The organism is Plebeiibacterium sediminum (genome assembly GCF_026013605.1).
Lineage (GTDB): Bacteria > Bacteroidota > Bacteroidia > Bacteroidales > Marinilabiliaceae > Saccharicrinis > Saccharicrinis sediminus.
The window spans coordinates 13,564-38,398 of record NZ_JAPDPJ010000020.1; the positions used below are offsets into that span (position 1 = coordinate 13,564).

Here is a 24,835-nt window from a genome sequence, read left to right on the forward strand (position 1 = left end):
TTTATAAATTAGTAATAATTGATTTAATTTGCTCTAAGTCGTAAGCAGGAGTTGCACCTTCTTTTGAAGCTACATAAGCACCTGTAGCTGAAGCAAAATACAAAGCCTCAATTGGGTTGTTATCTTTTAAATAAGAAGAAATAAAACCGGCCAAAAAAGCATCACCTGCGCCAACCGAATCTATTGTTTCGACTCTGTATCCACTGTGTTTATGAAATTCACCTTTATCTAATAATACAGAACCTTCGGGTCCTTTGGTCATACAAATAGTATCTACCCCCAACTTCTGACCCAACCATGTCATCATGTATTCTTCGCTTTTATCGGTTAGGCAATTCCATTTTCCAATTTCCCTCATTTCATCATCATTGAGCTTAATGAAATTAGCAAGAGCTACTAAAGGCTCTACTATATCTTGTTTATCGTAAGGAGGGCGCAGATTTACATCAATAATTTTAAAGTCTACCCTATCAATGCATTTCATAATTGTTCCGCACGTAACAGGATTTCTTGATGCCAAAGAGCCATATATTAATACATCTGATTCATTGGCAACTTTTTCCAACTCTGGAGTAAACTCAATAGCATCCCATGCCACAGGTTCACATATCGTATAACTTGCCTGGTCTTTGTTATCCAGGTTAACCAATACTTCACTTGTTGGTAGCTGGTTATCTATTTGAATTAAATCGGTAGATAAACCTGATTGTTCCAAAAAATCTATGAGTTTTTGTCCTTTTTCATCATTTCCTACTTTACTGGCTATCTGAACATTTAATCCTATGTTCTTCAAATGTAAGGCCACATTCATAGGTGCCCCACCAGGTTTGGCTCCTGTAGGTAGCATATCCCACAGAACCTCTCCTATGCATAATATCTTCTTTTCCTTTTGTTCCATTTCATTTGATTTTTTTTCTAAATAGTATGAGTTTCAACTGATTTTTGACTTCTGTTTTGTAATTCATGTTGAATTTCTTCCAGACTTTTACCCTTGGTTTCAGGCATAAGCTTCCATGCAAAAAAGAAGTGTAATACCATCATCACAGCAAAGAATGCAAATGAGAAACCACCTCCAATACCGGGCATTTCTGCCACGATCGGGAATCCCCAGATTAATGCTGCTGCCATAATCCAGTGTGTAAAACTTCCAAGTGCCTGTCCTTTAGATCGTATCTTGTTTGGAAATATTTCGGAAATAAACACCCATAAAACAGCACCTTGTGAAAAAGCAAAAAAGGCAATGAATCCCATTAGGTAAATCATGACTCCATAACCTCCAAACTCAGTAAAATTGTTTGTGTAAAATGCTTTAGCCAGCATACTTAAAAAGAAAATCATTCCAACAGAACCAACCATAAGTAACGTTCTTCTTCCATATCGATCAATTAAGAACATAGCAAGAAATGTAAAAGCCAGGTTAGTTAAGCCTATAGATATAGATTGAAGTAATGCTGAGTCATTAGCAAATCCTGCCATTTCAAAAACGCGAGGTGCATAGATCATTATGGCATTAATACCTGCTAGTTGATTAAATGCAGCAATAAGAATAGTAAGTATGATTGGGAATCGATTTTCTTTTACGAAAAGGTTACCATGTTCCAAATGAGTTTCAGCTTCAATAGCCTTAATTACTGAATTTAACTCTTTATTTGGATCCTTAGCTCCAATACTTTCAAATACATGTAGTGCTTCTGCTTTTCTGTCTTTATTTACTAACCACCGAGGGCTTTCCGGAACTGTAAATAATAAAACAAAATATATAATTGCAGGAACTGCTTCTACACCAATCATTAAACGCCATGTTTCACCAGCAAACCCTTGAGAAATTACATAGTTAATTACATAAGCTAGAAAAATTGAAAACACAACTAAAAACTGGTTTAACAGAACTAACGTACCACGCTTATTAGCAGGTGAAATTTCTGCGATAAACATAGGAGTAACTACAGTGGTACTACCAAGAAATATACCCGTTATAAAACGGAAAAACATCAGAATATACCAACTTTGGGCAAGTGCACTACCTATGGCAGATAGGGCAAACATCCCTGATAAGAATAGAAGCGAACGCTTTCTTCCATATTTTTCTGCAGGCTTTCCAATTATAACAGTACCTATTATTGTACCTATAATGGCAATTGCCACTGTAAATCCAAGACTCGAATCAGACAAATTAAATAGTTTCTGAATCTGTGCTGTCGGACCAGACATCATCGCAATATCATACCCAAATAAAAAGCCACCCATTGCGATAAGTAGAGATAACCTAAAAATATTGAACTGTTTCATTTTTGATAAATTTGTAACGTTGTATTTTGCTTCAATTGCATTCGAAATATTTACATTATCAAATTTATTGAAGGATAAATAGAGTCATTAACAACCTCGTATCAATAACTATTACATTTGATACACAGTATTAAAAACTATCACATTTGTAACATAATTATCAAAAATGATACACTATTGTTACATGATTTATAGATCACACAATAAGGATTTTGATTAAAATAACCGCTTTAATTACCCATATAACAGAATCTAATAGCAGGAAAAAAACATATCAAAAATTCATCAATTTTGGGTTAAAATTTAAACTATTCAAACGTTAGTATGAAAGACTATTTTTTCTCGGAGCCATATATATAAAGATATTTTCATCTATTTTGAGAATATCCTTAATGATTATCTCATATCAGCCACTCTAATCTATAGGATATATAGAGAGAATATTGATTTAATTATTACCAAAGCCAGTCTTGAGATTGTTAGCCAATCAATTACCGATATCACAGAAGTGCAATTAGACAAATTATTGGTTCTAAATACCCACAAATCTATATTTTACTGCAAAATATATTTCTGATAATGGCCACAAAATACATTTTGGCTTCTGCACAAAAATTTTTCCACCTCCAGTCCAAACTCTTTATGTCTGGAGCAAGATAGCGCCAGTTTTTGAGGGTTGAAAATTTAGCTAAAGAAAGGACACTAACTCTTTAAAAAAGATTACTTTAAAATATTTACAGGAACTCCTGTTCCTATCAATCAATATATTCATTTCGCAATTCTATTTACCCCGACACTTAAGGAAACAAGAAATTCAAAAACCTGTAAATTATATGACTTACATGCTTTTCTGTTTTTTTTAGTATATCAATTTAATTCAATGTAAATCATATTTCTGGTGAACTATTTGGGATTAAAATTCTATAACATTTATTAAACTACGCCATATTATGACATAGTTATTTCATTACTTTGTTTTATAACTAAACATCAAAGAATGAAAACTCAAACTACACCAGATATTTTTAATATGGAATATACCACAGAACTATTGAACAAGCTTCAAATAGATTGGTTATATAAAGCTTTTCCGCATCCAAAACTAATACTTGATTTTGAAGATGCTTTTGATCTTATTCTGCATCAAAAAATAAACAATCCTGTAGATGTTGTACATTACATCACATATAAAAAAGGAATACACCCTCTGCCCTCTGCCAAATTCTTTTACAAAGCTGTACTAAAAAATCCAGTCATCGATTCACTTGAAAAATTAGACATTGCTTATAAAATCTATTTGGTTTCAGAAAATATTCAACATACTATTGAAAACATGATATCGCTTGTTTTTAGATACATACACAACTCTACTTTCAAAACATTCATTGATAAAGCTTTTGAAAATAACAAGGAAATAAATCCTTTTTGGTCCGATAGGCATATTGATGAACTACTGGGCTATTATTTTGAAAAGAGGGAATTTATTCCTTACCATGGAGAACTTGAATTACCTCTTAAATGTAGCTTAATACAAAACAATATTAATTTATTTCAAGAAGGCAAAGAAATGAATCACTGTATTTATGATTATTGGGAAGACGTTTTAAAAAAGAAATATTTTGTGATCAGCATGAGATACCCGGAACGTGTTACATTCCTAATTGATCAAGATCCTTATATGAAATGGTTTCGTATTCAATCAGCCCACAGATATAACAATCAAAGACCATCAAATAACTCCATTGCAATTATGGCTGAATACATTAAAAAGGAAGAAAATCAAAATTTCTTATTAGTAAACTATAATCATAGCAGCAAAGAATTTGAATTACCAGAATTTCCGGATATTCCATTTTAAAAATGATAATAAATAACAATGCCTGATGAAATGATTATTCCAACAGGCATTATGTCGAACAATAAATTTGCTAATTATGGCAATCAAGTGTTAAAAATGAACACAAAGGCATTGAGACACTGAATTTTTAAAAAAAATCAATAAATCCGCAAGGATTTACCTCTGTGAACTCTTTATAATTATATAAAAATGGAGTTTGATTACTTCTCTTTTTCTAATTTGTGTAATTTAGATGAGTTATGTATAAAATATTCTCTGTGCCTTTGTGTCTCAGTGTTATTCTTTTTTTCAACTATTGACTCGCATTAATTATACATTTACAAATCTCAAAGCACTTCTCTCAAAGACTTTAAGTACGGTTCAAAACTTGTAATTACAGTAAGCGTTATTTTATCTGCCTTCTCTTTTATATCATACTTCATCAATTTATATGGAGGTAATAATTGAAACAGTTCTGCAATCTCCTCCATACCCTTTTCACTACTTTCAATTTCCAATATTCGTTTATAAACATGATTAATAATACTTGCACTTTCGTAATGGCCAGCTTTTATTGATTTATCTTTTTCTTGATTTAAATAAGTATAGATTCTTGAAAAATCAACTCTTTCGTTGTTCAATCCAAGATAATCCTCCAGATTTAAAACTACTGTTTTAAAAAAATATTTATGATCCTCCTTCAATTCTGTTTCTAATTGAATTTCAACTCTTTTACTCAATAATTCTTTTATAAAAACCGACAAGCGGTCCAAATCCAAAGAAGAATTAAATCCTGAAAAAGAATGTGATAAAATTTCGCCTAACAATTTAATATTAGTACCAATATTCATAAGTGTATTCATTGTATTGTTGGTTTAATTACAATGCAAACTTATGCGCATACCATGCCAAAATATGTCGGACATGAAAAATACTTTTAAAATAATTCCCTAAGTCTGCCATTTTTTGTCAGAGTATGCCATTATCTTTACTCCACGTTAAACAAATAACCATTATGTCAAAAAAAGAAGCTATACTCAGATACAGTTTAATTATAAACCGGCTACGCTTAAAAGATTCATCCTTTAAAGAAATTGATGATTATTTAGAACAGGAAAGTATCAATCAAGGCTATAATTTTTGTATTTCTGAACGAACCTTTGATAGGGATAGAAAAGATATTTTAGCAATATACAATATAGAGATCAAATATGATTTTTCATCAAAAGTATATTATATAGCACAAGAGGATAACAATGGAGTACATAATAGATTATTAGAAGCTTTTGATACATTTAACGCACTGAATCTTAGTGATAAAATATCAAAAGGTATCCATTTTGAAACCCGAAAATCAATAGGAACAGAAAACCTTCACGGAATGGTTCATTCTATTCAAAACCAACTGATTATTCAGTTTGATTATCACAAGTTTTATAATAACCAGATTACTCATCGTACTGTTAATCCATTAGCTCTAAAAGAATACAAAAACAGATGGTACATCATGGCTAAAGATCATAAGGATGATCATATTAAAAGTTTTGGTTTAGACAGGATTAAAAACCTTCAAATTACAAAATCGAAATATGAGAATGACACCAGCTTTGATATTGATGATCATTTTAAATACAGTTTCGGAATCATTAGTCCAAACGCTGATAAACCGGAAGATATCATTCTTTCTTTTACACCTTTTCAGGGAAAGTATATTCAATCGATGCCATTACATCATACTCAAGATTCCATTATAGATAACAATGAAGAATACAGAATAAAGCTTAAACTATATATCACTCATGATTTTATAATGGAAATATTATCTATGGGGAATAATGTAAAAGTAATTCAGCCACAATCATTAATTGATGAGATAAAAAAAGTGAGTAAAGCTACTTGTGAACAGTATCTGTAGTTTTTATAGTTGATTGTTAGATTTTAGACTTATTTGCAAGATGTTTAAAATTAATCATTTAAGCACCTTGTATAACAAACTATAAATAGATTGTAAATATGATAGTTATAAAAGTTCACTGAACTATTATTATAAACAACTAAAATTAAATTTCAATAAAAACGTTACAATATATTATGCATAAAGAATCAAAATTACCCCTTAATAACTTTGTTGGATGTCTACTTGGAGGAGCTATTGGAGATGCATTAGGTGCTCCAATTGAGTTCATGTCTATTAATGAGATCAAAAATAAATATGGTCAGCAAGGAATTACAGACTATGTAGAATATGCAAATGGATGTGGTGAATTTACTGACGATACACAGATGACCTTATTTACTGCCGAAGGTTTATTAAGAGCATATTTCCGTGCCAGCCATAGAGGCACATGGGGAGCTGTTTACGGTATTTCCCATGAATCACTTTTAAGATGGCTACACACCCAGGAACACGGACAATATAAACATCCAAAACATGAGGATCGTATTATTTCAAATTGGTTAATACAACAAAATGAATTATACAAACTTCGTGCTCCTGGTAACACTTGTCTTGCTGCACTTCAAAGTGGCATTATGGGTACAATGGAAAAACCGATAAACAATAGTAAAGGCTGTGGTACCATTATGCGCATGGCTCCTGTTGGTCTTATTGAACCGGGAGAAACAGAGCAAAACTTTAAGTTAGGTTGTGAACTATCTGCTTTAACTCATGGACACCCGAGTGGATATTTATCTGGTGGGTTCTTTGCTGCAATCATTTCAGAATTAGCAGTTGGAACAAAACTAAGAGCGGCGATAGAAGTAGTAAGAGATATCTTAGTAAAATACAAACATCATGAAGAAACGCTTAGAGCTGTTAATGCAGCCTTGGAGTTGTTTGATGATGTAACAAAAATTGGAGTTGCTCCATCTCCTGAATTGATAGAACAACTTGGAGAAGGATGGGTTGCAGAGGAGGCATTAGCCATGTCTATTTTTGCCGCTTTGCTTTATGAAAATGACTTTGAAAAAGGAGTTTTATTTTCTGTAAATCACAGTGGTGATAGTGATAGTACAGGCTCTATTGTTGGAAATATTTTGGGTTTAATTAATGGTCCTAATCGTATTCCAAGACAATGGGCGAATAATTTATACTCTGCAAATCTGGTTATGGAAATTGCCGAAGATTTATATCATCAAAGTAAAGTTAGTGGGTATGGAAATGATGATTTCAGGTGGGTGTACAAGTATATAAATTGATATTTATAATAACACACTCTAACATGTAAATGGTAAAATTATTAATTTATTCTTCTTGAAATCAAGCCCTTATCTTTAAAAGATTCTCCTTAACGCATTAATGATATTATGAATTTTCATATAAGTCCCAGGCTCCAAATAATATTTCTTTGATTTGTTGAGTGAGCTCATTGGGCCTAATTACTTTAACACGATCACCAAAGGATAGTATTTCCATGCAAAAATCGTAAGTTAAATAAATGCGGAGTTTAATTCGAAACTCTGATTCATTATCTATTAATACTTCCTGAGATTCGTGTAAGGGTAATGATTTTATGTATTTACCCTGCAATGGATCAAAAGCAAGAATTACTTCATATATTGTTTTGTCTTCAGGAATATAAATACCAAAGCTGTTTCTAAAATATTCATCAATATTTAAAGTATCTGATTTTTTAAATTCCATATCAGTAATAACTAAAGCTGATATTCGATCTAAGGCAAAATTCTTTACTTCACAATCTTCATTATCTTTACCAAACACATACCATCTGTTTCTAAACTCTTTTACAATATATGGCTCTATAAGGCGTAAAGATTCTTCATTTTGATTGAATTTATTATAGGTAAACTCAATTTTTCTTTTGTTTTTTATAGCCTGTATTATCCCAAATAAATTTTCTGTTCCTTGTTGTTTTCTTTTTTCAAACTGAATATATTCACCTAGTTGATCTGAAACTTTAAAAATATTAAATATATCAAAAGCTTCCAGTTTACGATCTGAACCATAAGACTGATTTTCTTCTGCAATATAATATTTACGACTTGAAGAATTATATTGTATATCTAAATCATACAATGCTCTGATATCATCAATATCACGCTGAAATGTACGCTTTGAAATGGTGTAATCATACCCTTGCAAATCAGATTCAAATTCTAAATACTCATATATTTCTTTAAATGATGATTGTTGAGTTCTTAATCGGTTAATGATTAAATATAATCTGGCAATAGCCTCTCTGGTTGACATATTAGAATTTTAATAAAGGGATAAAATGACTGAAATAGGAATGTTTAATTTTTACAAAAGACCTTTAACATACTTTTGGCTCTTGTGCATTGTGTATAAAACATTTTGGTATTTACATCTTCAATACCACCATTAAGGATCAAAAGTACAATTGGACTTTCCAATCCTTTAAAACGATTGATTGAAGTAAAATGCAGCGCTTTACCTTCACGTTCACCATCATTGTGCCAAGGTACAAGGGGATAAGATGCTATTTTTTCAACCTGATTTAATGGATGCTCATTTAAGTGCCCGTCTACCAGTATTGTTATATCACTGCAACTGATTTTTTCAATAGTAACTAGTCGCTGTATAGTAAATTCAAGTTGTTTAGTTAACTCTTCAACATTAGAGAAACTTACTGTATCAACCGGCAGTCCTTCTGGCGTTTCTTTTGATGAGATCGGTATATTTGTTTTATCTGTAACATAGTCTGAAATAGCCAACGTATTTCGAAAATTATATTTCAATTGTAGTTTTATAAAACTATCATGTTCAGGAATTTGAAATTGACGCTCAAAAATATCTTGATTTTCATCGAACAGAATAACAACATTGGCATCTTTACTAGTGAGCTTTAATATAGATTCCATCCAATGTTCACTTAAATCCTGCGCTTCATCAACAATAAGAGCATCGTATTGAAATGTATCCAGATGATTCTCAATTAGCTTAACAAATTTTTAGGTAAGGTTTCAATATTAAAGAAATGATCATTCGTGTTTTTATCCGCAAACCAATCAGGTTCAATACTTGTAATAAAATCATACGCAAAGGAATGAAATGTAATTGCAGTTATATTTTCATGGTCACATGCTTTTTTTAAGGCTTCACTCAACATGCGATTATAACATAGTAATAACACGTTTTTTCCTTCATTGGCAAAATCAATGGCTGCTGCTGTTGCCATAATTGTTTTTCCCGTTCCAGCCCCTCCTGATACAGCAATTCGCTTTTGCTGATACATTTGTTCAAAGAACATTTTCTGCATTTTTTCCAGATAAATATACTTTTCCTCATATTTCTTTAATAGAATATTCATAGGCTGTACAATACCCATTCCTCTTAGCAGACTCTTCTCTAATTTATTTTTATATGTTTCTATTGGTTCTCCTTCGTGATAGGCATAACGTTCTTGTATGTTACTAAAAATATTGTCAATAACATCCTCAACCTCATCTACAGCCTGATAGTCCATTACCTGCCATGGTGCCAGATGTGTTGGAGTAAAGCTACCTGTGGAACTTAATCCCTCCGGAAACCATAAAGCCCAGTCTGTAGGAACATTTCTAAGTATATTTTTATAACGCTTTAATAAGTTGTACTTATTCTTTTTTGCCTGATCATCAGGTCCATGATCCATCCGGCGCTTATTCTGAAACCAGCAGTTTTCCTTAGCTGAATAACTTAAAATTCCCCCCTTTACTTCTATAATTAATAGGCCATTAAAACAATTGTTCCGTTTATCAATGAGTAAAAAATCTATTTCATAGTCGCTACTTTCATTGCCGGATGATCCACTAAAACATTTACTGTAGAAAATATCAAAATCATTTTGAGGCAGCTTTGCTAAAGCATTAAATACATTTTCTTCTGCCGGGTTATCTATACTATTCGGAAATTTTGGAGGGTATATCATGTTTTTATTTTAACAATATTCAAAACCAAAATTAACAAAAACAAAACCTTTTCCCCCTCTGTTAAAGGTCATCTTAACATCTTTGGAATTAATAAATTCTGAATCCAGAACCAATTGTTTTATTTCCTGTTCGTTATAATCCCTTACATCTTCTTCTGCAAAAATGATACTCTCGCCTAACACGCCATCCCATATCCACTTTTGATATAGTACATCAATGTCGCCAACTTTACATTCTTTTTGCTTTATAATTTTAGTATCCTCATCAAGAAGTACATTCTTAAATTTATCTGTCATGATAGTATGGTTTTAAAGGGATAGAAATTTTACAACATTGAATCATAATAACAAGCTTGCGATATTGGAGCTGGCACATGAGTTACATACTCACGCTAGCAAATCATTCTATTGTAACAGACAATCCACAATCAATTAATATATTCTTTATCGGTAACAGTTCTTTTTCTGAACCTGATTTCACATCACATTTACCTTTATAATGCACAATAAGTGAACACTGTTCGGCTTGCTCTATTGTATGCTTGCAATATTTCATTAAACACTCAATAACAAAATCAAATGTATTAAAATCATCATTCCATAAAATCAGAGTGGATTTATAAAGTTTATCCAACTCCTCTTTTGTTTTTTTCTTTGTTAATGTATCAGCCATTATTCTCGGTTATTATTTTTTCTATTAGATGGATAATAAATACTTGCATACACTTTCCCAATCTGGGAATATATCGGTTCCGTAATGAATATGTTCTCCTTCAAAGTCGCCTGCTCCGTTTTTAGTTCTGTCATCAATCAAATAATGTCCTTTATTCAGATTTTTATTGTGTGACAAAATGAGTCGCTTATAAGCCGGCTTGCCTAAATATTTCTTTACCCATAACAGTTTATCGCTCCAGGCACTTGGATTTTCCCAAGGGGCAGTAGAAAGAATATAGGTATCATATACTTCGGATAGTTTATTAAAAGCTTCAACAGCACCTGGCATTGGATCCATTAAAGAAAAAATTCCAGGTACTTCATCTAATCTACCTTCATATTGTTCTTGAATATCTTTTGAAATACGGTTTATTCCTGAAGGAAAATCAACCAGTACATTATCCATATCTATATAAAGAATTTTCTTGTGTTCCATTGGTATTGTATTTTAAAACAAAGATAATAACTGCTTACGCCAAATCATGACGCACAGGTAGTTTTCCAAAAACAGCGTCCATTTTTTCAATTAAATTTAGTTCTGGTTTATCAAAAAACACTCCGGTATCCTGTCCGGCTCTACAACCTCTTAAGAACATGTATATCACTCCTCCAAAGTGCTCATCATAATTAAAATCTGATATTTGCTGTTCTAGATAACGTTTTAAAGCCACCGTATAAATCAAGTATTGCAAATGGTAATTATTGGCACTTATAGCCTGATCTAATTTATCTGATGTATAATCACTCAATGAACTACCCAGGTAATTTGATTTCCAATCGAGAATATAATATTTACCATTATGCCTGAATACTAAATCGATAAAACCATGCATTAAACCATCTATTGTAGAATATTTGTCTGATTTAAAATCCGGAACTAGCTTTGTTAGTTCCTGCATATTAAAATCCTGGGTACTAAAGTAAAATTCCAGCTCATTCAATTTACTTTTATTTCCAATATCTGAAAGTTTGAAATTCAAGTCATTACCCAACTTTGCATTTAATGTATGATTAATTAAATATTCATAATCTTTTTTATTCTTATTTTTTATGATCGGATATAGTCTGTCAGCTTTTACAATTACTTCTTTATGATTGGTAACCTGAAAATCGGCATATTCAAAAATTTGATGTAAAAAATTCCCAAGGATTGAACCTCGTGGCATATCTTCAAAAACAAACTGGCTATATTCATCCATTATATTTTTCTCACCTCCAGTAATAAAAGCATGCTTATCGCTTAAATTACTAAAACTGGAAATCTGCCAGTTGTTATTGATTTTACAGTCAAAAACCTCAGGTACTTTTCGAATATCATCCTTTTTTCGACTGTATTTATCAGTTGGCTCTGACAGACTATTTCCTAACGCAATAAATTCATTGGCTGATGCAGCTTCAATAAACTTTTTAATACTGCCATTTCCCCCTTTACTGCTTGTATTCTGAAAAATAATACATTGATAAACAGCTCTTGTTAAAGCTACATATATAAGTCTTCTGTTTTCCTGTTCTGTCTGCAATCCGCACCAGTTTTTCTCCTCATTTGTTTTATAATACGAAAAGCAATATTTATCACTATCCGGATTTTTATATTCAAGGGGAGAATACTTGGGTTCTGCATGCAAATCCAAATGAGGAGCTATAACAATATTGTATGCCAGTCCTTTACTTTTATGAATAGTTACAATCTGTACTGCATCTTCATCGCTTTCAAGGCGAAGTGTATAATCGTCTGACTTATCATTAGAATTATCGGCTATACTCTTACCAAACCATATTAATAACTCAGATGACGAAAGTTCGGACTGGACTTCTTTTTTATGTAAAACTTCACTTACCTGAAGCAGATTACTTATGATACGTTCCCCATTATCCGGATTGCTATTAAAAACATACTCACTCACATTGTACATTTCCATAAACTGCTTGAGGGAAGTATATACTCCATTTTCTCCAAGAGTATTATTCAACTCCCTGAAATTTTCAAGATCAGTATTATTATTAGGATTTATAAGTTCTTCTTTTGTTTTAGATGTCAAACAATTAAGCATTGCCCTGTTAATGTTTGGTTTATTAGGATCTACAATAGCTGTTAATACGTATTTGATCATTTCAGCTTCTTTTGTATTCCAGATGGTTGTATCATCTATAGTAATAGCTGGAATATTTAACCCAGTCAATGCTTCTTTTATAGCATTACCTTCTGACTTAGATCTTACCAAAATACCAACATCAGAAGGTTTTACAGAACGATCTTTAATCTTATAATCCTGAGTTAATAGTTCCAACACTTTATAACTGGTTTGTTGCGCAATTTTTGACTTTGAACCTTCTGAATGTAAAATTAGTGGAGAACACGAAGACCCTTCAAAAGTCAATTCCTTTAGGTTTAGTCCATTTTCTACTTCCTCGTATTTTATCCTTGTATCAAAAAATGGATCATTTAAATTAGTAAAAAAACAGTTTAAAGCTTTTATAAGATTTGGAGTAGAACGAAAGTTATGCTTCATCGTGTAAGCAGCTTTTACCTGATCTGCTGCTTTTAAATAAGTTTCAATATCAGCGCCTCTAAAACGATAAATACTCTGCTTGGGATCACCTATATAAAAGACTATTGAGTCATTGAAGATGGTGTTAAAAATTTCGTACTGGTATTTATCTGTATCCTGAAATTCATCAATAAATGCAGCTTTATATTTGTTTTGAAGATTTGTAATTAACTGTTCGCTTGTTTCTGAATTTATAGCAGAATGCATATTGGTGATTAAATCATCAAACGAAAATTGAGTCAATTCCTTCTTTATCCGTTTTATTTCACCTTCTGTATTGATGATTGCATTATTGTAATGGTAATATTTAATTTCTTTTATAGCCTCTTCTAGCTCCAATTGGGTGGACTCACAAAAAAGAGCAGATTCCAGTAAATTACCAAATAATCTACCAACATAATCCTTCTCTTGTTTAGAAATTAATACTCCCCTGAATCCATCTGCATCATGAAGCAGATTACCAAAAGATTTCCTGGCATTGCCATTAGTCTTTACATTTTCTTTTTCGCCATTATTCTCAAACCGATAATTAAACTCTTGTATATTTTGCTTAACCCTTTCTTCACTTTGTCTTACTTTATCCAGTCCTTTGTTATAATCAAAGTGATCCTTACAAACAAATTTCTTTCCGGAAAGTGCCTTTTTAACTACATCTATAATTTCGGTTCTGCTAAGTCCATTATCTTTCAACAGTTGTAATAAAGAAACCTCTATAGTAGTTATTTCTTTACGCCAATATTCGTTCACCACTTTTTCAATAATAGCAGTTTCATCCTCAATCACATCACTATCGAATAGTTGTCCGGTTTCAAATGCAAATTCACTAAGCGATATCTGGCAAAATCCGTGTATGGTAAAAATAGAAGTCTCATCCAATTGTTGTCTGGCTCTTTTTAAACGCACTAAAACCTCGTCTTTTCCAAATGTATTTACTGCAGCCTCAACTACTTCCTGAATATTAGAATCTGAGGCTGGTTGACCGATAATATGATTATAACCATCACGAACAAACCTGCGAATACGAGTTTCTAATTCAGCAACAGCAGCTTTGGTAAAAGTTACCATTAACACCTCCTTTAGCTCTATATTTCGCTCTACGATTAATCGCAAAACCAATATTGCAATGGAGTATGTTTTTCCTGTACCTGCACTTGCTTCGATAAGATTGGTATTTTGCAAAGGAACAGTCAGACTGTTGAATGGTAGTAATATTTTAGATGCCATTTATTGTAGAATTTGTGATTGAAAAAGAGGTTTAAATAACAGATCAGAAATAATAAGTAATGTGTCTGAACTAATCATATCAGCATCATTAAAATACCCCTGCTCTATTTCTTTTGCGATATACAAATCGCAAAATGATTGACCATATGGTATCTCACCTTCTTTTTTAATATCGTTAATTGCTTTTGTAATCAAGTCTTCCTTTTTATCCGGATTATTATAAATCCCCTGCGCTAATTCTTTACCTGCCTTTGGTGTAAAAGGAATAATTTCCGTATGCCCTAACCTGAAATATCCAATCAATTGCCTAAGAAGATGCCTTGCTCCTGCTCCATCAATTAAAGTTTCAGGTATTTTAAAAGTCAGTTCACTCGATAAGTAATGAGTGGTTATGGCTTTATCTGATGCTGTTAAAAACAGATGTTTCAACCAGGCATCGATGATATATTTAGCTTGACTATTACTTTTTGAAGCATTAAAAACTACATGATCAGTACCAAATAGATTAAAAATACTTCCCCGTAACGTTAGCCCATTAAATTCAATTTCATGATAAAATGTAGATTGCTCTTTATTTGATGTAAGTTCTCTATACAAATCTCGTACTTCTTCAATTTCAATTTGTTGTTTATCCAATTCTAAGTTAGCCATATTCCCTAAGGGTAACAGGCTATAACTCTTTCCTCGATGCAAATACTCCTGTATCCGTTCTTCATCGAGAGTAACCAAATCGAATTTCAATTTCCACTCCTGAAGTTTATCCAGTTCAAAGGGTTCTGTTTCACTAAAAGAATGATCGTCATCGTTATAATAGATACTTAGGGTTTTATTGTAAAACCATTTAAACGGCTCTTTAAAGAACTGAATTAAGCTATCAAGGTTTATTAAATCAAAATCTGTATCCGGAGTAAAAGATGTATCATGCCTCTTGATTTCATTATTTGCTTCTCCTCCCAGGTAAGTATAGAACTTTGAATCTTGGCTATAATATTTATCACTAAAGCTGTGTAAAGGATGATTATAAATGATATGCTTATTAATGCTTTCCTCTGTTAATCCCAACTTAAGATAATCCATTAATTCCTCCACAAGTAAAGATGGTGGTAACTCAGAATTATCCTGTGCACTCTTTCCGATATAACTCAGGTACAGTTGTTTTCTGGCAGCCAGTAGTGTTTCCAGAAACAGGTATTTATCGTTATTTCGTACATTTCTATCTCCAATACATTCTTCAAAACTCATCAAATCAAAACCTAATACCGCTTGCTTCCTAGGGAATATATCTCCATTCATACCTAACATAGCAATAATCTTATAGGGTATGGAACGGACAGGAAGTATAGGGCAAAAAGTAATCCCTCCACCTATATAACTCGGTTTTTTAATTTCATTTGACAACTCGCTTATATATGTTTTTCGAAAAACAGAGAAAGGAATTTTATCTTTAAAATCATCTTTAATAAAATCAATGCTTTCAAGCGATTTTGATATCTGAGTATATTCTTCTTTACAGGAGTCATTAATTTCAAACAAGACATTGATTACATCTTTCGTCAAAAACTTCTTCCACTCAATTAAAGTTCGTGGTAAATGCAATCTTTCATGTATACTAAAAACTGTATCAACAAACGCCTTTAACCTAAACAAATCGTAAGCAGAATTTCCTTCAACATTATTGGGCAAATAATAGGTTTCATCATCCAGAACATAAGCCATGTCGCCTTTTATGGCGTAACTCAATATTAATTTTGACAAACCGTGCTGCCAACTCATCAGATATGTATCATCATTTTTTCTTCCATTTTGTCCAAAGCGAATATTGGCTTGTTGTACCAGGGAAGTAAGACTTTCTATGTCTTCGATATCAAACTTAGCACGTATATATTTCGATTCTAGCAACTGAAATACAGCTTCGGTACTAAACTGATTTTGTCGCAAGGAAAGGAATTCTTCCAGAGCAATCAAAAGTGTATCCCCTTCTGAAAAAGCCTGTTCACTTATTCGATAGGGTAGCTTTACAGGACCATTATTAAATACAGCTTTTATATATGGAGCATATTTCTCAGGCTCGGCTAATAAAACCACGATATCTTTTAATTGTAGATCAGAATTGTCCTGTATGGTTTTTAAAAGGTAATTATATAATGATTCTACCTCCCGAACAGGTGTATACGATGAAGCTATTTGTAATGATGTGTCTTTACTATCAAAAGCAATACTTTTTATTCCTTCGTGATGATTATGGCAAATATCCTGTTGGATTATTTCAAGAAGTGTTTTTCCTTTGGCCTTCTGATCTACAAGTTTTTGTACATCTACGCTTTTATCTTCAAATAACATTGAGAATAAATGCTGACCTGTAGTTTTACAGCTTGCCAGTATATCATTACAATGTAATTCTTCTGAATCTGATAAATACCAATTGCTTTGGAGAGCCGGATCTATCAGGTAATAATGTAACGATATAATTTCAGCTAAATGATCGAATATTTCCTTATGAAATGGTGAAAGTACCGAAAGAGCAATAATTGATATTCTTTCATAGGTAGATTTTACCTTTTCAACAAAATTGTTGTCTTTGAACTTATTAAGTAACTGTTTCTTTAATTCAACCTGATCAATTGAATTATCCTTAAGCTGTTCTTTTAACTTTAACCAAAGCCAGGATTGCCATTGCTCATGCTGCTTAAAATTATCACTTGCATTACTTTCTTCAATCTCTGAATGTGATCCTAAATTCCACTTTTCAATATAATCCGGTCGATAAACCATATACTGATCAAATAAGTCAGCTATTTTTGAGGCTAATTGCGACTGCTTAATAAGATCATCGTTATAATATGATGCAATATGCGGAAATTCTGTTATAAAATTCTCATCTGACAAAAGGCTATAGATGGCCCACTGCATCTGTTGCCTTGAAAATTGATAATTCGGATGCAAGTCTGCTAATGAAAAAAGTCTACTGATAAGATCATCCGGTTTCAGGAAATTATAATTTGCAAAAACTCCTGTTTTAATTGCAATTTCACTGGTAATCATTTGTTGCATTCCTGGAGTTTGCGTAATGATTGTTTCGGGTTTAAAAGCATCGGTTTTATGCTTTATGTTGATAGAAAGCTTGTTTATTAGCTTTTCTATTTTATTTGATATATAGTATTTAACTGCCACCTTGTTATTCGATTTTTAATTTCAATTTCTTAGTTGTTAACCTTTAGCTTCTTTACGCTGATGCAAGATGCAACCTTGTACCTTTATTTTATTAATAACTATACAATAACCCTTTAACTCTATGCTCTAAACCCTACAACCTTTTACCCTTTTACCTTTCTACCTTATTTCCTTTTTCCTTTCTTCGCTAAAGCCGCTGGGCTCCTACTTTTTGCTACAGCTCAAAAAGTAGGCAAAAGAGCCGCCGGCCACACCTGCATCGCTCAAAAAACTACGGTGCTTACGTCGAAAGCGATGAAACTTGCCTTTCGTACCTCAAGACTTCAAACAACATCGCTTTTACCGACTTCAGCATCTTGTTTTTTGGCTCTCCAGCTGATGCCGGAAGAACCACTCGAGATTGAAACATTTGATTTATTCTAAATAATCTCTTTAAAAACCTATTGATCTATCGACCTGATGACCGTATTTCTTGTTCCTTTCTCCCTGTTCCATTTTCCCTTTTCCCTTATTTCGCTCTAGCCGCTGGGCTCCTACTTTTCGCTACAGCTCGAAAAGTAGGCAAAAGAGCCGCCGGCTGCACCTGCATCGCTCAAAAAATCTACGGTGCTTACGTCGAAAGCGATGAAACTTGCCTTTCGTGCCTCAAGGCTTCAAACAACATCGCTTTTGCCGACTACAGCATCTTGTTTTTTGGCTCACCAGCTGATGCCGGAAGAACCACTCGAGACTGAAAGACTATTTCGTTATTGTTATATATTTACTTTTTTGCGCTGGTGCAAGATTGCATCTTGTACCTTTTAAACCTCTTAATCATCTTGTTCCTTTCTCCATTCTCCTTTCTACCTGTTCCCGAAGCCCTTAACACCCTGCTCTTCGCTCTTCGCTCTCAGCCCTATACTCCTTGCAACAACCTATCCGTTATCCCCGAAGCACGTTCAACCATCCGTTCCGTACCATTAATCAATACTTCTGTTGAAGAAAAGATAACAGCACTTTTTTTAGCCCTTGTAATACCGGTATATATTAATTCGCGGGTTAATAATGGTGAATTATCATCGTTGGGTAATACAATTCCAACGTGTGTAAATTCTGAACCCTGACTTTTATGTATGGTCATGGCAAAAACCGTATCATAAGCATTTAAATAGCCAGTATGTATACTCTTGATTCCATATTCAGGATCTTCGAACCATGCTTTTAATTTACCTTTCTCATCTTTACGAATAATACCAATATCGCCATTAAACAATCCTAAATTATAATCATTTTGTGTGATCATGATGGGTTGATGCTCATAAAACAGATTCCTGGCCTGAATCAAACCTTTATTATTCAAATAGCCTTCTATAAGTTGATTGTATTGATTCACACCATAATCCCCCTGGCGTACAGCACATAAAAACCTGACGTTATTTAGTTTTTGTAAAGCCTTTTTGATATCCGGCTCTGTAATGTATGCCTTGTAATGATCAATTAGAGTATATAATTCATCTGATTTATAGTTATTGCAGACTTGCACATATTCACTATCTGCAGGAACTGAAGCAGTAATCATTTCTTCATTAAGCACACCATTAATAACAGCTTTACTAAACTTACCAATACCTTCGGTACTTTTAAATCGGTGGCTACGTTTTAACTCAACGATATGCTCCTGCAGAATATTGCCAGTCCCCTCTTTTAGTACAAATGATGAATGTATTTTTGCCTGTTCTTCTTCAGTAAACTGATTGATCCAATCTGCATTTTCCTTTGTAATATGGTTCATGCATTGTTTTTGTGTCAGACAAATATCACCCAATATACTTCCTGCCTCAACCGAGGCCAGCTGATCTTTATCTCCCAACAAAATTATACGCGACTCTGGTTTTACTGCTGATAAAAGTTTTGCCATTAACGAAGAACCAATCATACTGGACTCATCAACTATTAATACATCAAAGTTTAAAGGATTATCGCTGTTGTGCCTGAAGTATGGTGAATCCTTAACATAGCCTAGTAATCGATGAATGGTAGCTGCATCTATGGTATCGAACTTCTCTTTTACATCCTCGTTTATGGATAAAAAATTACGGGCGTTATTTAATGATTCTTTCATTCGGGCAGCAGCTTTACCAGTTGGTGCTGCTAACGCCACTTTATATTTGGGATTTAAAGTATAAAGCACGGCCAATATCTTAGCAACAGTAGTGGTTTTACCAGTTCCCGGTCCCCCGGTTATAATGGAAAAATTACTTAGCAAAGCGATTAATGCTGCTACCAATTGCCAGTTTGTATTTTCTTCAATACTCAAATCCTTATTGATGGTATGCGTATTAAAAAGTTCCTGAATAAAGTTTTTATGCTTATTTAATAAGGCTATTCGATTTTCTTTTTCTTTTGTACCTTGCCCGATTAGTCGCTTTATGGAATCAATAATCTCGGTTTCGTAACTGAAATAGCGGTGCAAGTACAATTTATCATTATACAACACAAAGGGTTGAATATTGCTATCATCGCAAGCTACTAAGTCACTATTATGTAATACTTTTTTATCAATGGTTTGCGTAAACTCATTGCGTTCCTGCCCAGTTTCTTCAACCTGTTTATTGTATTGATCAACATCTACACAGGTATGCCCCTCTGCAAGTTTTTGCGAAACAACATAAGCGGCTTGTTGTAATTTTTCATCATTAAAGAACCTGGCAAATTCTTTATGAATATCTATATTTTGTGACATTTAGGTTAAATTTTTCTCATCGTTTATGTGATGATTTGTAAGGATTGATGATCTTCCTGACATTTATAATTTACTTAATCCATTATTAGTACTTGGTTAATATGTTTTATTAATCATCATTCTCTTTAAATTCAAATCTACAATACACTCTCTACATGATTATTTGCTTCGTGTTAACTTCCAATCCTTTCGTTATTTCCCAGCGATTAGTCCTAACTTGTATTAATTAATCTTCTTCAAAGAAGTTATTATCTAGCTCTTTCACTTCATAAACAGTCTTTACTTGAACTCCCACATTAAATTGATGCATTAGGTCAACTAATTTTGTAATCTTCATTATTACTATTTTTTGTACTAATAATTGGTAAAGTATCTATTAATTCTTGCGTTATTCAAAACAAACAATCCGAATATACTTCATAATTTTTCAAAGGTTTCGTATTTATATTGCATAATTAATCTAAATAGGCCAAGTAATTATTTACAATGATAAATAGCGTATCTGCATAGATTAAAATAGAGACGTATACTAAGTTTTCTATTTCCTAAACTTGATTCTATGTTGATTAATGGTTACTACAAATAAAACATACACATAAGTCAAAATATGTCAGACATACCTGTCATATTGCGAAAAAATACTTTTAGAGAAACCTTATTGAACTACTTAATATTTTCATTGTACAAAAACTTTTAATACCACATACAATATTCTCATAATCCTCTCGTTTATAATCCTGTTGACGGTTAATTGTTGCAAAATAATTAGCCAAAACAATCTTTAAAAATCAATAACCTTGTGGCTATAATGCTACACTATGAGTACTTTTCTTCATTAAAAAGTAATAGTCATAAGGTTAATTTATTAACTAAATAAATTTAACATCATGGGAAATAAAGAATCTTATGACCAAATGCTCGAAGCAGCAAAAAGCTTAACTCAAGATCAAATTAAAAAGCCTTTGATTCCGGTTGGCACCTACATTCAGGAAGCTGAAGACTTATTTGTATGGAGCGCCAAAGACAAAGATCAATTGATGAACGCCGGTATTACAGAAAGTGTATTCGAAAATTTAAATATCTGTGCAGCTGCTCTACGTCATGCACAGAGTTTATGGAACGAAGAAAAGAAAAGCAGAGAGGAAGCAGAGCAACAATGGCTTGATGAATCGCCCAAAGCATTTGAGTTTAGAGATGATTTGTTACATGCATTCCGCTATGCATACCGTAATACTCCAGCCTTATTAGCTAATGTTGCCGCCATTGCCGAAGGTGATGATATACCTGATATGATTCAGGATTTAAATGACCTGGCTGTTTTGGGACAAAACAACATTGAACCATTGAAAAAAATTGGATTTGCTGAAGATAAATTAGGCAGTGCAGCCGAGTTATCGGCAAAAATGGCCGATATCAGAGCTCTGGCCAATGGTGATAAATATGAATCCAGCGAAACATTAGATATTAGAAACAGAATATATAGCCTGTTAAAACAAAACATGGATGAAATTAATAACTGTGGCAAGTATCTATTCTGGAAAGATCCTAACAGAATAAAGGGGTATAGAAGTCAATATATGAAACGAAAGAATGAAAGCTATCGTAACAATAACTAACACAACACCCTTTATAGTATAAAATTAAACCTCATAAAAATAGATTCTTTTATGAGGTTTTTTATTGAAAAAAGCGCTGCAACCCGCGAAAGGACAGGCTTCCCCCTGAAAGGATGGACTCCAGACTGAAAGGACAGGCTCCCCCTTGAGACAAGGGTAATAATTATTGAGAAACCCACATTCCATATTGAGAAATACGTGCTCACACCTGAGAAAATCAAGCTTCCTGGTGAGCTTTATAGCTTAAATATTGAGAAAATTACATTTTACATTGAGAAAACCATCATAAATATTGATCAAATGGTATTATCTGTTGAACTAATAATACAAAATTGTAAAATTTTCAAATCTTCTTAATCTGTTTACTTTTTATGGTTTTTAGCCTGAGTATAAATATTGCATATATTCCCATGGCGATGCCATGGGCTGTGATGATTAAGACCTTAAGCCTGAATTTTGACTATACTTAATACGCAATACGTACTCTAATAAACCTAGCTATTAAGGGAAAATGAAAGGATGAAGAGGGAAGTAAATTAGATGAAAAAATCATAGATGAAAAAATAAAAATATTATTCATCTATGACATTTAAAAAAAACTATTCTTTCAAAATATTACTGTAACAATATTCCTTCAAAATGCTTTTCTGCAGCTCCTGTAGAAAGTTGTTTAGCTATTTGTGTACAATAATTAAAATATTTTTGAGCTTCTGGCTTTGGCATATTATCTGTTCCGGGATAACACAAAGCAATGTATACCACTTTTCGTTCCATCAAAAGCGCCATTCTTGAAACAAACTTTTTGGCAATTTGATCAGCCCTATGAGCATCTAGTTCTATAACAACAATGTAATCTGATGTTTTAGAAACACCCATTATATCAACCCTATCTTTATATTTATCTGAAATATGACATTCAATATCCCATTCATACATTGGTAATAAACTTTTTAAATATTCAATAACCTCTAATTGAAGTACATTAACATCAGCATGCTTTTTTATATCATAATTAAAGTTTATTACTTTATTGTATACATCAGATAGTATATTATTGTCTTTGGGAACATCTGATTTATTATTAGTATCTAGCGAATTAGTATTTATATAATCACTATAAAAATCGACGTACAACCTTACAGCTTGTTTTAATGTTGCTGAACCAGTTCGTAGATTCCCATTTATTACGACTGGGTGTTTTGGAATTGAATTAGATCTTTCGTCTTCTGTTGTATAAGTAAGTTCTTCTATAATCGTTTTACAATTATCCTTTTTTATATGAATGTCCAAGTCGTTATAGAATTTCTCAACATTTAAACAGTTTGAAATTCGATTTCCTACAGTTGTTGGTGAATCTGGATATTTATATTCCAACCATTTTTTAAATTCTTCTTTTTTCATTTAATTACATTTTTTAGTTGTACCTCTCCCTATCCAATGTCCCTTTGGGCAATAAAACCTGCACCTGATTAACTCCATGAAATGTGAGTTCCTGTTGTATCATAGATGAAGAGCCTGCATAAGAAAAAGGTGGTATATTTTTTCTTCTAAAATAAATTTAAGTCATAAAAACTTTAGCAATGCACAGTTTTAATCCATTGCATGTAAATTTATAAAATCTCAAAAAGATCAGTAATTGGAGTATTCAATATAGCTATTTTCTTCATATCTCCTGACTTATCTTCTGTATATGCAAAACACTCCTGATCTCCTGTAGAAAAATTGGAATTAACGTAATAATTGTATTCAAAAATAAGAGATTTTAGTATATGTTTTCTTAAATCTGTCTTGTTATTATCTATTAAATGTATGCAATATTTTTCAGGATAATAAGGTTCATTTTCCCTGGTATAAGTTTTATGATCCGGATTTGGAATAAAGTAAAGAAATAAGCCTTTGTCAAAATCATCGTCCATCTCCAATGCAGGATTATTTAAAGCAAAACTTTTCTTGCCTGAATCAACATACGAATTTAGTTGTTGCTCTGCCTGTTGGTGTGATTGGTAGTACAAGTCTTTACTCTGTAATAATACTTCAATGTAGCTTTGATACATACTAAAAGCCCTATTTCTGGCTTCAATTATATTTTCATCACTGAATTCTTCATAGACCTCTACTAAATCTGTGTGGTCATCTGTATTACGGTAAAACGTTCCTTTTAAAAGATATATTGGTTTTTGCATAGTAATAATAATTATTTCAATCTAAAGTTAAAAATGAACACCGAGGCACTGAGACACCGAGTTTTAATTATTTTTTTAATCTATTTCATTAAATCCCAAAGGATTTACCTCTGTGTACTGTTTGTAATTCCGTATTATTAGTGTTTAAAAACTTCTTTTATTCATTTTAGTACAATATTTAGTGTATAATTGAGTCTCCGTGTTATGCTTTATTTCAATTCTAGATTCGCATTATTAAAGTGAATCAAGGTTTGGCATTATTTACAACATATTATCTAACAAATCCAAAACTGAACCATAACTTTTAATGATCAGCAGATTGGTTTTTCTATAATTTGCTTCATGTTTCATAGATCAATAACAAAGGTACTTTGATAAGATGCCAAAATATGTCCTACTGACTTTTCAAGTTCAGAAATATTCAAATTTTAACTACTTGTATATTATTTTCTTTTCATATCTGTCCTAAATAAAAAAGAGATTTCAACTCTTTAGCAGGTTCTACATTGGCCTCAGCCAGTGAACCAAAAAACAAGGTTAGTTTGACGGTTAAAAATCGTTTTTGTTTGAACGCAGTGAGTTTAAACGATTTCAGTCTAATAACCGTAGTTTTTTGAGAGAAGTGGGTGCAGCCTTGATTTT

Annotated in this window: 18 protein-coding genes; 4 read left to right on the forward strand and 14 right to left on the reverse strand. The window is 32.4% G+C overall.

What is annotated here, in order from left to right; all coding sequences use genetic code 11:
- Nucleotide 1: 1 nt before the first annotated feature.
- Nucleotides 2–898: a carbohydrate kinase family protein gene (locus tag OM075_RS10255; RefSeq protein ID WP_301190415.1), complete on the reverse strand. Its 897-nt coding sequence runs from the start codon at nt 896–898 to the stop codon at nt 2–4.
- Between the two features lie 17 nt (nt 899–915).
- Nucleotides 916–2,337, reverse strand: coding sequence for a sugar porter family MFS transporter (locus tag OM075_RS10260; RefSeq protein ID WP_301190462.1), 1,422 nt, complete (start codon nt 2,335–2,337; stop codon nt 916–918).
- A gap of 949 nt (nt 2,338–3,286) precedes the next feature.
- Here OM075_RS10260 and OM075_RS10265 point away from each other — a divergent pair.
- The gene (locus tag OM075_RS10265; protein WP_301190416.1) at nt 3,287–4,147 is read left to right on the forward strand and encodes a PcfJ domain-containing protein; all 861 of its coding nucleotides are present in this window, start codon (nt 3,287–3,289) and stop codon (nt 4,145–4,147) included.
- Between the two features lie 326 nt (nt 4,148–4,473).
- On the opposite strand, the gene OM075_RS10270 is transcribed toward OM075_RS10265, so the two are convergent.
- On the reverse strand, nt 4,474–4,989 hold the full coding sequence (locus OM075_RS10270; protein ID WP_301190417.1) for a hypothetical protein: 516 nt from the start codon (nt 4,987–4,989) through the stop codon (nt 4,474–4,476).
- Nucleotides 4,990–5,141: 152 nt separating this feature from the next.
- On the opposite strand from OM075_RS10270, the gene OM075_RS10275 reads away from it, so the two are divergent.
- Together OM075_RS10275 and OM075_RS10280 are read left to right on the forward strand one after the other, a co-directional pair.
- Entirely contained in the window at nt 5,142–6,041 is a 900-nt protein-coding gene (locus OM075_RS10275; protein WP_301190418.1) for a helix-turn-helix transcriptional regulator, read from the forward strand.
- Nucleotides 6,042–6,217: 176 nt separating this feature from the next.
- Nucleotides 6,218–7,324 carry an ADP-ribosylglycohydrolase family protein gene (locus OM075_RS10280; RefSeq protein ID WP_301190419.1) on the forward strand — a complete coding sequence of 369 codons (1,107 nt, stop codon included), beginning with the start codon at nt 6,218–6,220 and terminating at the stop codon, nt 7,322–7,324.
- Between the two features lie 106 nt (nt 7,325–7,430).
- Here the strand turns inward: OM075_RS10280 and OM075_RS10285 are convergent, their stop codons facing one another.
- The 9 genes from OM075_RS10285 to recD all read right to left on the reverse strand — a co-directional run bounded on the left by OM075_RS10285 (nt 7,431) and on the right by recD (nt 20,394).
- Nucleotides 7,431–8,336 (reverse strand): helix-turn-helix transcriptional regulator, encoded by a 906-nt coding sequence (locus tag OM075_RS10285; protein ID WP_301190420.1) that lies wholly within the window; start codon nt 8,334–8,336, stop codon nt 7,431–7,433.
- Nucleotides 8,337–8,380: 44 nt separating this feature from the next.
- A complete protein-coding gene (locus tag OM075_RS10290) occupies nt 8,381–8,968 on the reverse strand; it encodes a DEAD/DEAH box helicase (protein ID WP_301190421.1) in 588 nt (195 codons plus the stop codon).
- A gap of 74 nt (nt 8,969–9,042) precedes the next feature.
- Nucleotides 9,043–10,014, reverse strand: a complete 972-nt coding sequence (locus OM075_RS10295) for a nuclease-related domain-containing protein (protein WP_301190422.1) — start codon at nt 10,012–10,014, stop codon at nt 9,043–9,045.
- A 9-nt stretch (nt 10,015–10,023) separates the two neighbouring features.
- Nucleotides 10,024–10,311, reverse strand: a complete 288-nt coding sequence (locus OM075_RS10300; protein ID WP_301190423.1) for a hypothetical protein — start codon at nt 10,309–10,311, stop codon at nt 10,024–10,026.
- A 103-nt stretch (nt 10,312–10,414) separates the two neighbouring features.
- Nucleotides 10,415–10,687: an ATP-dependent Clp protease adaptor ClpS gene (locus OM075_RS10305; RefSeq protein ID WP_301190424.1), complete on the reverse strand. Its 273-nt coding sequence runs from the start codon at nt 10,685–10,687 to the stop codon at nt 10,415–10,417.
- Between the two features lie 24 nt (nt 10,688–10,711).
- A complete protein-coding gene (locus OM075_RS10310; protein WP_301190425.1) occupies nt 10,712–11,164 on the reverse strand; it encodes a 5' nucleotidase, NT5C type in 453 nt (150 codons plus the stop codon).
- 34 nt (nt 11,165–11,198) lie between these two features.
- Nucleotides 11,199–14,501 (reverse strand): UvrD-helicase domain-containing protein, encoded by a 3,303-nt coding sequence (locus OM075_RS10315; protein WP_301190426.1) that lies wholly within the window; start codon nt 14,499–14,501, stop codon nt 11,199–11,201.
- Nucleotides 14,502–17,672 carry an exodeoxyribonuclease V subunit gamma gene (locus OM075_RS10320; protein ID WP_301190427.1) on the reverse strand — a complete coding sequence of 1,057 codons (3,171 nt, stop codon included), beginning with the start codon at nt 17,670–17,672 and terminating at the stop codon, nt 14,502–14,504.
- 895 nt (nt 17,673–18,567) lie between these two features.
- Nucleotides 18,568–20,394, reverse strand: a complete 1,827-nt coding sequence (gene recD, locus OM075_RS10325; RefSeq protein ID WP_301190428.1) for an exodeoxyribonuclease V subunit alpha — start codon at nt 20,392–20,394, stop codon at nt 18,568–18,570.
- An 887-nt stretch (nt 20,395–21,281) separates the two neighbouring features.
- Here recD and OM075_RS10330 point away from each other — a divergent pair.
- Nucleotides 21,282–22,010 carry a hypothetical protein gene (locus tag OM075_RS10330; RefSeq protein ID WP_301190429.1) on the forward strand — a complete coding sequence of 243 codons (729 nt, stop codon included), beginning with the start codon at nt 21,282–21,284 and terminating at the stop codon, nt 22,008–22,010.
- Between the two features lie 615 nt (nt 22,011–22,625).
- Here OM075_RS10330 and OM075_RS10335 read toward each other — a convergent pair.
- Together OM075_RS10335 and OM075_RS10340 are read right to left on the reverse strand one after the other, a co-directional pair.
- Nucleotides 22,626–23,411 carry a hypothetical protein gene (locus OM075_RS10335; RefSeq protein WP_301190430.1) on the reverse strand — a complete coding sequence of 262 codons (786 nt, stop codon included), beginning with the start codon at nt 23,409–23,411 and terminating at the stop codon, nt 22,626–22,628.
- A gap of 209 nt (nt 23,412–23,620) precedes the next feature.
- Nucleotides 23,621–24,193, reverse strand: coding sequence for a hypothetical protein (locus OM075_RS10340; protein ID WP_301190431.1), 573 nt, complete (start codon nt 24,191–24,193; stop codon nt 23,621–23,623).
- Nucleotides 24,194–24,835 lie beyond the last annotated feature (642 nt).